The organism is Kaistella sp. SH40-3, from assembly GCF_030686865.1.
GTDB lineage: Bacteria > Bacteroidota > Bacteroidia > Flavobacteriales > Weeksellaceae > Kaistella.
The window spans coordinates 257,877-269,940 of sequence record NZ_JAQYUS010000005.1; the positions used below are offsets into that span (position 1 = coordinate 257,877).

Genomic DNA, 12,064 nt, shown 5'->3' on the forward strand with positions numbered 1-12,064 from the left:
AGAAAAAATATGAACAACGCAATTGCATCTCATCCAGAACCAACCAATACGGTAAAAGAAACTTTGTCAAGGCACATGCTCGCTGATGGTTTCGATTTCGTGATGGATTTTGATAAATCTCAGGGTTCCTGGATTCATGATAGAATTACAGGAAAAAATTACCTCGATATGTTTTCGATGTTTGCCTCGGCATCTATCGGTTACAATCACCCTTATTTAGTGGAAAAATCTGCCTGGCTGGGAAAAATGGCCGTGAACAAACCAACTTTAGCCGACGTTTATTCTCAGGAATTTGCCGATTTCATGACGGTATTTGAAAGAGTGGCGATTCCAAAAGAATTGCAGTATTGCTTTTTTATCGAAGGTGGAACAATGGGTGTTGAAAACGCCATGAAAGCATGTTTCGACTGGAAAACCCGTAAAAATTTCGAAAAAGGATTAGACCTTGAAGCCGGAATATGTATTCATTTCAAACAGGCTTTTCACGGTAGAAGCGGTTATACTTTGAGTTTAACAAATACTTCTGATCCAAGAAAATATCAGTATTTCCCGAAATTTGACTGGCCGAGAATTCTGAATCCTCACTTGACCTTCCCGATTACGGAAGAGAATTTAGAAGAAACCATTAAGAATGAAAACTTGGCGCTTTTAAATATTGAAGAAGCAATTCTATCTAATCCCAATAAAGTAGCGTGTATCATCATCGAACCCATTCAGGCAGAAGGTGGCGACAATCATTTCCGTGACGAATTTTTTGTGGGTTTAAGAAAGCTTTGTGATCAAAATGAGGTACTATTAATATTTGATGAGGTTCAAACAGGTATTGGAATTACCGGGAAAATGTGGGCTTTCGAACATTTCAGCGTGGCTCCGGATATTATTTCATTTGGTAAAAAAGCACAGGTTTGTGGCGTTTTGGCCAATAAAGAGAAGTTCGATGAAATTCCAAATAATGTTTTCCGAGAAAGCTCCAGAATCAATTCTACCTTTGGCGGAAACTTTATTGATATGATCAGATTTCAATTGGTTTTAGAAGTGATTGAAAAAGAGAATTTGTTAGAGAATGCACAAGTGGTGGGCGAATATCTATTATTGGGATTACAAGGTTTAGCCCAAAAATATCCAAACAAAATTTCCAATGCCAGAGGTCGAGGATTAATGTGTGCAATTGATTTACCTAGCGGCATTGAGCGCAATCATTTGCAGGAATTAATGTATGAAGAAAATGTGATTATTTTAGCATGCGGTGATCAATCGATTCGATTCCGTCCGCATTTAAATGTGACCACTGAAGAAATTCAAATGGCAATGGATAAGATTGAAGTTTGTCTTGCGAAAATGCAATAATAATAAAGGATTCAAGTGGTTTTAAATTGTAAACTGTCTGAATCCTTATTTATTTTTGATTATTAATAACTAAAATGTAATTATTTTTTTGTAATTTTAACAATCAAAATTGAAATGAATTATGGAAAGAGAAACAAGAGTATCAGTTTTTGAAAGCGAAATACCTGCTGAACTACAATTGGTAAAGTCAAAACTGGAAGCACAAGAAATCATGACTTTTTTAAATGATAAATACATGTCTTTTACAACTACACCAACCGCGAATACCGTTCATTTAATGGTGAATTTGCAAGATGAGAAACAAGCCTTAGACATAATTGATAAAATGCTTAGGGAATCAGAATTTAATACAATTCACAACTAAATTAATAATCATATTTTTTAAATTTTACGTTTTACAAGAATCGAAATCCCATTAAGGATTTCGATTTTTTTTGTATAAACTTAATGAACTTTATAAACTCTCAATCAGTACGAAGTTCAAGTTTGTAAATGTTAACTGACTCTAATTTTACAATTTATCCTTCATCATTTTAATAAATACAGAAGGTTTTAAATCAAATTTTCGACGGAAATTATCTGAGAAGTTTTCAGTGCTAGAAAATCCTGCAATCGAGGCAAGTTCCTTAACATCCTTATTAATATATTTTACATCATTTTTAAGATGGTCAATAATATAATCTAAACGCAGATCACTAATATATAGTGCAAAATTTTTCCCTTTATAAGTATTGATGATTTTTGAAAAATAAGTAGAATTAGTACCTAAATCCTCACTTAAAGATTTCTGAGAAATCTGTGGATCCAAAAATTTATTTTCATTTTCAAACTGTTCTAATTGCGTTAGAATATTTTCTACAAAAAGAGGGTTAAGACCAGGTATTTTATTATAAAATTCATAATCAAATTTCTGAATGTGATGTATATCAGTTGAATAATCAAACGATTTTTCATCCTCAGCGCTTGCGTTTTTTTGCTGAGCAATAATTTCCTCAAATCTCTTTTTGTAACTTTGTTTTTCCTTTTGAATACGAAGACCGAAAAGTAGAAATCCAACTAGGAAAAAGACAAATATTACTACGAAAATAATTCTCTGATTTTGCATCGAACTTTCAATTCTATTTTTTTCTGCTACCAGTTTTTTGGTGTCATATTCCTTAACAATCCTTTGGTACAGATATTTATAATTTTTCTCATATGATCTGTCGAGTACCATTAGTTTGTTAATGTATTCAAGTTGCTTTTCGGTATTGCCAGTAGATTTATAATATTTAATTAAAATTTCATAGGCCGATCGGAACTGGGGATCAAGTTTTTTGGTTTGATTATAATGTTTATCAATTTCTTCCAAATATTTTACGGCTAATTTTTGTTTTCCTGTGTTCCAATAAGACATTCCTAAATAGAAAACTTCCGTATTGTGTTGCCATTGATCATTGTACAATCTAATCGCTTCAGAAAATTTTGAGATTGCAGTTTCATAATCTTTTGAGTAATAAGCATCTGTGCCTTCAGAAGATACAAAATAGGGAATGTATTGATTGAGTTTGTTTTGTTCGAGATAATCAAAAGCTTCTTTTAAAAGCGCTTTGTTTTCTATAAAATGTTTAAGTTTTGTATTAGAATCGATAAGGCTCATTAGTGAATAGATATAATACACTTGGTAATTTTTTCCCAACGCTGTTTTATTTTCTAAATTTTCCTTAAAAAATTTTAAACATACGATCAATTCTTTGTTAGCATCTTCATACTGCCCTAGATAAATTTTATTTTGAGCGATATAATAAATAGTTTTATTGAATATATAACTATCACCAGACTCCTGTGATAATTTATTAGCTACCAAAATATCATCCAGCGCCTTTTGATAAAATTCTTCAGACATATTGATATTGCCCCGATTAAGGTAAGCATCCATTACCGTTTTTTTAACCTTAGAATTTTTTGCTGCAAATAATGCACTATCTGCATATTTTATGTTTAAAGGATATTTGCTATTTACACTTGCGTAACGATAGGCGAAAAATAATGCTTCATTATTCTTTTCATTTTCAGATTTTTTAATGTAAAAATTAATGAGTTCCCACATCTTTGTAGGATTATTTGTGTTAGAATCAATGTTTTTTTCAATCTGCTCATTAGTTAAATTGGACTTCAACTCGGTTTGAGCACCAAAAGTGGTGTGAAAATTTAATAAAATTAGAATAAGAATAGAAAAAATATATTTCAGTTGCATAAATCCTTAATAATGTGATTATCAGTAATGTAAATTATTTTTAAACACTTGTTTTACAATAATACTGTAATTTTTTTGAAAAAACAGTACATAATTTACAATTTACTTGTTATTTTTTACAAAGTAACGGTTATTATTTTTGCTTAATAATTAGCAACTACCATACATTTGTAAAAATTAAACGTATGAAAAGATTAGCAGTTATATCAGCAGTAGTTTTTACTACACTTACATTAAACTCTTGCAGACAGGCAGATGATGTATTATCTCCAGAAGAACAGGCAACTTTACAAAAAGTAAGAGATTCTTCTAATGTATCATCACAAAGAGATTATGTTGATTCTATAAATAATAATCAAGGTGCTAATACCGCTTCATTTGCAGAAGACGGAGAAATTGTTCCACCACCAAAAAAGTAACCCCTTAAATAAGATATTTTTTTTTCATCATTTGTGTTGGTTCTTCCTCGAAGTTATTCGGGGAAGAATCGTTTTTATACGTTTGGTAATATAGTAACTCACAAATATAATATTTGCTTTATCATTTTATTATTTTTTTAATAATCTTAACTTCTATTTTATATGTACACAACTAAATATAGAAAAATTTTAAAATATCTTCTTTCCAAAAATTTCTCCTCTAAAGTTTTTTGCTCCTTCATTTAAAATATTTTTTATTTATAATTATTAAGTGAATCGTGTTAAAAGAGATTTGCTTGTAACCTTCAATTTATATGTAATTAAATATCATTTTCTTAATTATCAAATTTGTAAAATAATGGCACAAAAAATATTAAATTTTAAAAAAGTTTATTTTCTTAGTTCTCAAATTCAATTCAATTAATTATCTTTGTAAAAATTCAGATTTATATGGAAACTACCTATATCGAAACACAGCAGATTTCATTTCAAGACTTTAAAAACCAAATCCTGGAAGATTATAAACTGGGCAGAATTTCCCGGGAGATGTCTTATCTCGGAAGAAGGGAAGTTTTGACTGGAAAAGCGAAATTCGGAATCTTTGGCGATGGTAAAGAATTACCGCAATTGGCCATGGCCAAGGTTTTTAAAGATGGTGATTTCCGATCTGGATACTACCGTGATCAAACTTTTGCATTGGCAATTAATGCTGTAACGGTAGAAAGTTTTTTTGCGCAATTGTATGCTGATACCAGTATTGAGCGCGAACCCGCTTCTGCCGGCCGACAAATGAATGGACATTACGCTACCCGTAGTTTGAATGAAGACGGAAGTTGGAAAAACTTAATGAAGCAAAAAAATATTTCTTCTGATATTTCCCCAACCGCTGGCCAAATGCCTAGATTATTAGGATTGGCCTTGGCTTCGAAAGTATACAAATCCGTAAAATTTGAAGGTTCAGAAAAGTTTTCAGATAACGGAAATGAAGTTGCTTTTGGAACCATCGGAGACGCTTCTACTGCAGAAGGACATTTTTGGGAAACTTTAAATGCCGCTTGTGCCTTACAAGTTCCGATGATCACCTCAATTTGGGATGATGGTTACGGGATTTCTGTTCCTACCCATAATCAAAGAGCAAAAGTAGATATCGCAGAAATGCTTTCAGGCTTCCAAAGAAAAGAAGGAGAGAATCAAGGTTGTGAAATTATTCAGGTAAAAGCCTGGGATTATCCATCGCTTTTAGACGCTTATGCAAGAGCAGAACATTTTGCGAGAACAGAAAGTGTTCCTGTTGTAGTTCATGTTATTGAAGTGACGCAGCCGCAAGGTCACTCAACATCTGGATCTCACGAAAGATATAAAGATGAAGACCGATTGAAATGGGAAGGAGAATTTGACGGATTACTAAAATTCAAAGAATGGATTTTAGATTACTCCATCGAAATTGAAGGCGAAGAACAACAGTTGGCCACTGCAGAAGAATTAGAAAAAATTGAATCTGAAGCAAAATCTTTTGTAAAGGCGGGACAGAAAAAAGCCTGGGAGAATTATCAGAAAACGATTCAGGATTTGAAAGAATCAGTACTTCCTTTGGTTGAAAATTTAAAATTACAAAATGCTGAAGTTGCTGCAGAATTAGAAAAATTCAATGCTGTGATTTCTGTAGCGAAGAAAGATATTTTCCATTTGGTAAGAAAATCATTGTTGCTGACAAGAGCAAATCCATCAGCAGAAAGACAAAATCTTCAAACGAAATTCGAAGAAATTTACGCTGTTGAAAAAGAAAATTATTCTTCTCATTTATATTCTCAGTCAGAATGGAAAGCAACCAATGTAAAAGAAGTTGCGCCAGTGTTTTCCGATGCTTCAGAAACCGTTGACGGTAGAGTAGTCGTTCGAAATAACTTTGATAAAATTTTTGAAAAATATCCTGAAACTTTAGTCTTTGGTGAAGATGCCGGTAATATCGGTGACGTAAATCAAGGTTTAGAAGGACTTCAGGAAAAATATGGCGACATAAGAATCGCTGATACCGGAATTCGGGAAGCCACAATTCTTGGACAGGGAATTGGAATGGCGATGCGTGGTTTAAGACCAATTGCGGAAATTCAGTATTTGGATTATATTCTTTACTGTTTGCAAGGAATGAGCGACGATTTAGCAACCGTTCAGTACCGAACAAGAGGCGGACAAAAAGCACCGTTAATCATCAGAACACGTGGACACCGATTAGAAGGAGTTTGGCATTCAGGTTCACCAATGGCCGGAATTCTTAATCTTTCAAAAGGGATTTTAGTTTTGGTGCCGCGTAACTTAACGATCGCTGCAGGGTTTTATAACACCATGCTTCAAGCGGATGAACCGGCATTAATTATCGAATGTTTAAACGGTTACCGTTTGAAAGAAAAGCAACCGGACAACATAGGCGAATTTACCATTCCTGTTGGGAAAATTGAAGTAACGAAAGAAGGTAAAGATGTTACTTTGGTAACGTACGGGTCAACCTGGAGATTAGTAATGGAAGCAGCAGCAGAATTAGAAAAAATCGGAATTTCTACGGAAGTGATTGATATTCAATCTTTAATTCCATTTGATTTAAGCCATGAGATTTCTGAAAGTGTGAAGAAAACAAACCGACTAGTAATCATCGATGAAGATGTAGAAGGTGGCGCATCTGCGTTTATTCTGCAGCAAATTTTAGAAAAACAAAAAGCATTTAGATATTTGGATTCTGATCCATTAACTATTTCTGCCGAAAATCACCGTCCGCCTTATGCGAGCGATGGCGATTATTTCAGCAAACCAAGTGTTGATGATATGGTTGAGAAAGTTTACGCTTTGTTTACGGAAACTAATCCAACGAAATTTCCGAAAATCTAATAAATACAATTTACTTTGTCAAAGTTTAAAATCTTTGACAAAGTTTTTTTAACACTCAACCCTTTCAGCCTTTCAAAAGCTGAAAGGGTTTTTAATTAAGGCTATTAAACCTCAAAAAAATTCCGTAAATTCGCATTAAATTTTTAAATAATGAACTACGATATTATTGTCATTGGGAGTGGGCCTGGTGGATACGTTACGGCAATCAGAGCCGCACAATTAGGTTTTAAAACTGCCATTATTGAAAAAGAAAGCCTGGGCGGAATTTGCTTAAACTGGGGTTGTATCCCAACAAAAGCATTGTTAAAATCTGCACACGTTTTTAAATATTTGAAACAAGCCGAACAATACGGTTTAAATAAAGTAGAAAATCCTGGTTTTGATTTTTCAAAAGTCATCCAGAGAAGTAGAGGAGTTGCCACGAAAATGAGTGGTGGAATCGCTTTCCTGATGAAGAAAAATAAAATCGACGTTATTATGGGAACAGCAACCTTACAAAAAGGTAAGAAAGTTTCTGTAACCGATAAAGATGGTAAAGCCACTGAATATTCAGGAGAACATATCATTATCGCAACCGGAGCACGTTCAAGAGAATTGCCAAATATTCCACAGGATGGAAAAAAAATAATCGGATACCGTCAGGCAATGACACTTCCTGAGCAACCAAAATCTATGATTGTTGTAGGTTCAGGTGCGATCGGAATTGAGTTCGCAGATTTCTACAACACTATGGGAACCAAAGTTACTGTGGTAGAATTCATGCCGTTTATTTTACCTGTTGAAGATGAAGATACTTCAAAACACGTGGAGAAATCTTTGAAAAAATCAGGGATTGAAATCATGACCAATGCTTCCGTAGAATCTGTTGATACTTCCGGAAATGGCGTAAAAGCAACCGTAAAAACAGCAACTGGAAATATTACTTTAGAAGCAGATATTTTACTTTCAGCCGTTGGAATCTCCTCCAATATTGAAGGTCAAGGTTTCGAAGAAGTTGGAATCCAGACTGATAAAGGAAAAGTTTTAGTGAACGAATGGTACGAAACTTCGGTTCCGGGCTATTATGCGATTGGTGATCTATTGCCAACCCAGGCTTTAGCGCACGTTGCGTCTGCGGAAGGAATTACGTGTGTTGAAAAAATCAAAGGACTTCACGTAGAAAAAATCGATTATGGCAATATTCCGGGATGTACGTATGCTCATCCGGAAGTGGCGTCTGTTGGTTTAACCGAAAAGCAAGCGAGAGAAAAAGGATACGAACTGAAAGTAGGTAAGTTCCCGTTCTCGGCTTCCGGAAAAGCAACTGCAAACGGTGATACCGATGGTTTCATCAAAGTGATTTTCGATGCGAAATACGGTGAATGGCTTGGTTGTCACATGGTTGGCGACGGCGTTACCGATATGATTGCAGAAGCAGTTGTAGCGCGTAAATTAGAAACTACCGGTCACGAAGTGTTGAAGTCAATTCACCCGCATCCAACCATTTCGGAAGCAGTGATGGAAGCAGTTGCGGCCGCTTATGGCGAAGTGATTCACATCTAAAATATTCAAAATATTGATATAGAAAACTCCAGTAATTTGCTGGAGTTTTTTTATTTGGGGCAACTTAATCCGCCGTGAATTTATAATGAACTTGTCGAAGTGTTCCAAATTTTTTATTTCATTTCTTTTCGTAAAAAGCACTCCACTAAAGTCAGTTTGCAGAGTGGATATTTTATAAAAACTATTTTTTTTAGAAAACCCGATGTCTCTGATTTGTGATGCATGAAGACAATTACAAATCCCATATAATCTGATGGACGGATTTGGTGTCACCCATTACGCAAAGTCTCCTAAATTTGAGCCACAATAACCAAAACCACATCTTCAATTTGTGATTCCCTGTTTTTTATTAGTCCTTTTTCATCATCCTAATTAAGTCATTTAATAAAAAAATTCAATTTAATACTACTTAATATCAGCATTAATCATATAATTATAAGCCTAAGACGCAAAAATATAAGTTTAATGCTTATAAATATCAGTCTAAGACGTAAAACTATAAGCCTAAGTCGTAATAATGTAAGTCTAAGACTTATTAATATCAGTTTAAGACTAATAAATATAAGCCTAAAACATAAAATACAATTTATACTTGCGGTCTCAATCCTTTCGTGTGATCCAGTCAATAATCCGTGCCTTACCCGACAGCGCTAATTTTTAATCTGGGTCGTGCATTCTTTATTTCCCAAAAATTCTTATCTTAACATCAAATTATTATATATGCACATGAAATCTTTTATTCCGGTTTTTTTATTGACAGGGGCAGCATTTTTTGCTCAAACTAAGAACGATATTGTCGTTCCTAATGAAAATTTGATAACTGAGAATATTCCAGCGATTCCGAAAAGTTTAAGTACGACCATCAAGAAATATACGGAAAGCAGAAGCGCCAACTTTACCGCAATTCACCCGAATGGGAAAGAGTTGATTATGGTGACCAGATTTGCTTCAACCAATCAATTGCATCATTTAACGCAACCTTTAGGGAACAGAAAACAAATTACGTTTTTTGACGAACCTGTGAATTCCGCGGATTTCGAACCAACAAAAGGAGATTATTTGGTCTATTCTAAAGACATTGGCGGAAATGAATTCGGTCAACTTTTTAGATTAGATTTAAAGACGATGGAATCTACCTTATTAACCGATGGCGGAAGATCCCAAAATGGAGGAATGCGCTGGAAGAAAGATGGTTCAGGATTTTATTTTTCATCGACCAAAAGAAATGGTGGCGACCGGGATATCTATTATATGAATCCTTTGAAGCCAGAAGAAACCAAATTAATTTTGGAAGTGCAAGGCGGCGGTTGGGGAATTTCTGACATTTCTGAAGATGGTAAAAAACTCATCATCGGAGAATATGTATCTGCCAATGAATCTTATCTCTATTTATTCGATACAGAAACCAAAAAACTGGAACCAATCACGGATAGAAACGAAAAACAAATTGTGCAAGCGAGTGCGAAATTTGCCAAAAACTCAGATGAGATTTGGTATGTAACCGATCGCGATAATGAGTTTAAAAGATTGGCTTTAATGAATTTGAAAACGAAAAAGATAAACTATTTCACCACTGAAATTCCATGGGAAGTTTCGGGTTTATCTTTATCGAAAGACAAATCAAAAATCGCTTTTGAAATTAATGAAAGCGGTTTGAATAAACTGTATTTAATGGATACTTCGACCAAGAAATATTCTGAAATTAAATTGCCAGTTGGCTTAATCAACAGCACTGCTTTTACAAAAGACGGAAAGTCGCTCTTCTTCTCGCAATCAACTTATGATTCTTCTTCAGACATTTACCGTCTTGATTTGGCTACCAACAAAATTGAAAGGTGGACAGACAGCGAACAGGGGGAAATGCCGAAAGCCGAAATGGCAAAACCAAAATTGATTGAATGGACGAGTTTTGACAAGATGAAAATCTCTGGATTCTATTATCCTGCTTCTAAAAAGTTTACAGGGAAAAGACCAGTGATGATCAATATTCATGGTGGTCCAGAAGGTCAGTCGATGGCATCATCATTAGGAGCAAATAATTATTACACCAATGAAATGGGCGTTGCGGTAATTTACCCAAATGTCCGTGGTTCTTCAGGTTTTGGTAAAACATATATCGCGAGTGACAACGGTTTCAACAGAATGGATTCGGTACAAGATATCGGAGCATTATTAGACTGGATTGCCAAACAACCAGAATTAGATAAAGACCGAATTATGATCATGGGCGGAAGTTATGGCGGTTTCATGACCTTGGCGACGGCTTATGAGTATGCAGACAGAATCAGATGTTCCGTGGATGTGGTTGGAATTTCTGACTTTAATACCTTCCTGAAAAATACCGAAGAATACCGACGTGATTTAAGAAGAGCAGAATATGGCGACGAACGCGATCCGAAAATGAGTGCGTTTTTCACCAAGATTGCACCTTTAAACAATACCGATAAAATCAAAAAACCCATGTTCATCATCCAGGGAACCAACGATCCTAGAGTTCCGGTAACGGAGGCGATGCAAATGCGAGATAAATTAAAAGCGCAGGGAAATACCGTTTGGTACTTAGAAGGAAAAAATGAAGGACACGGATTCCGAAAGAAGGAGAATGTAGATTTTCAAAGGTTAGCGGTAATTAAATTTATGCAGGAATATCTTTTAAAATAAAAGAGACCCTTTAATTCTTAAACATAAAGCCGCAATTTCGATTGCGGTTTTGTGCTTTTAAATAACATTTAATTATGAAAAATTATAAACTCGGATTGGTGCTTTCGGGCGGAGGAACAAAGGGGATAGCGCATGCCGGCGTATTGAAGTTTCTGGGGGAACAGAATTTACGACCAGATGTTTTGGCTTGTTGTAGCGCAGGTTCAATTGTCGGATCATTATACGCAATTGGTAAAACTCCCGAAGAAATGCTCGATTTCTTTAAGTCGGTCTATCTTTTTAACTGGTGGCACTTTGTTTTTAATAAGCCTGGTTTGATCTCATCAGAAATTTTTGCGACTTATCTAAATCCTATTTTTGCCGACATGCGAATAGGTGATTTAAAGATTGATCTCAAAATTGTTGCAACAGAATTGGTTACAGGCAAGCAGAAAGTTTTCGGAAAAAAAGATAAGGTGGTAGATGCGATAATCTCTTCCTGTTCGATTCCCGGAATTTTTACCCCGTATGTCATCGGTGACGAGATGTATAGCGATGGCGGAGTTTTAGATAATTTTCCGGCAGATATTATTTGTCATGACTGCGATAAATTAATCGGTGTATATGTATCGCCGTCTCACAAGGTAGAAGTGTCAGAATTAAATTCTATCAAAGCAATTACCACACGCGCTTATGAGTTGCTTTCTCACCGTACAGAAATGTATAAATTCTCTTATTGCGATTGGTTTATCAGTCCACAAAAATTATCGAAATATGGTATCTTCGAAAAGAAAGCCAGCCGTTTGGAGGAGATTTTTAATATTGGGTATCAGGCAGCAAAAAGTTCTTTCGAAGAATGTAGTTTTAAATTAGAAAAGTAAATTGCTCGATCACTATTAAATTAATTGCCATTTAAAATAATATTGATTGTCCGTAAATAGTAATAATTTGTAATTCGTTGTGAACTTTGTTAAGTGAAACGGCTTTGCGAACTTAAAAA

8 protein-coding genes are annotated in these 12,064 nt (G+C 34.7%); 7 read left to right on the forward strand and 1 reads right to left on the reverse strand.

Annotated features, from left to right (window positions below):
• The first annotated feature begins 9 nt into the window (after positions 1-9).
• Entirely contained in the window at positions 10-1,347 is a 1,338-nt protein-coding gene (gene lat, locus PUH65_RS10375; protein WP_305519931.1) for an L-lysine 6-transaminase, read from the forward strand.
• A gap of 121 nt (positions 1,348-1,468) precedes the next feature.
• The gene (locus tag PUH65_RS10380; RefSeq protein ID WP_305519932.1) at positions 1,469-1,711 is read left to right on the forward strand and encodes a putative signal transducing protein; all 243 of its coding nucleotides are present in this window, start codon (positions 1,469-1,471) and stop codon (positions 1,709-1,711) included.
• A gap of 147 nt (positions 1,712-1,858) precedes the next feature.
• On the opposite strand, the gene PUH65_RS10385 is transcribed toward PUH65_RS10380, so the two are convergent.
• A complete protein-coding gene (locus tag PUH65_RS10385; RefSeq protein WP_305519933.1) occupies positions 1,859-3,505 on the reverse strand; it encodes a helix-turn-helix domain-containing protein in 1,647 nt (548 codons plus the stop codon).
• A 263-nt stretch (positions 3,506-3,768) separates the two neighbouring features.
• On the opposite strand from PUH65_RS10385, the gene PUH65_RS10390 reads away from it, so the two are divergent.
• From PUH65_RS10390 to PUH65_RS10410, 5 genes are all read left to right on the forward strand, one after another.
• Positions 3,769-4,002, forward strand: a complete 234-nt coding sequence (locus PUH65_RS10390) for a hypothetical protein (protein WP_305519934.1) — start codon at positions 3,769-3,771, stop codon at positions 4,000-4,002.
• A gap of 450 nt (positions 4,003-4,452) precedes the next feature.
• Entirely contained in the window at positions 4,453-6,882 is a 2,430-nt protein-coding gene (locus PUH65_RS10395; protein WP_305519935.1) for a thiamine pyrophosphate-dependent enzyme, read from the forward strand.
• A gap of 150 nt (positions 6,883-7,032) precedes the next feature.
• Complete coding sequence (gene lpdA, locus PUH65_RS10400; protein WP_305519936.1) at positions 7,033-8,424, forward strand: dihydrolipoyl dehydrogenase; 1,392 nt, start codon at positions 7,033-7,035, stop codon at positions 8,422-8,424.
• Positions 8,425-9,150: 726 nt separating this feature from the next.
• Positions 9,151-11,085, forward strand: coding sequence for a S9 family peptidase (locus tag PUH65_RS10405; RefSeq protein ID WP_305519937.1), 1,935 nt, complete (start codon positions 9,151-9,153; stop codon positions 11,083-11,085).
• Positions 11,086-11,159: 74 nt separating this feature from the next.
• The gene (locus PUH65_RS10410; protein WP_305519938.1) at positions 11,160-11,945 is read left to right on the forward strand and encodes a patatin-like phospholipase family protein; all 786 of its coding nucleotides are present in this window, start codon (positions 11,160-11,162) and stop codon (positions 11,943-11,945) included.
• Positions 11,946-12,064 lie beyond the last annotated feature (119 nt).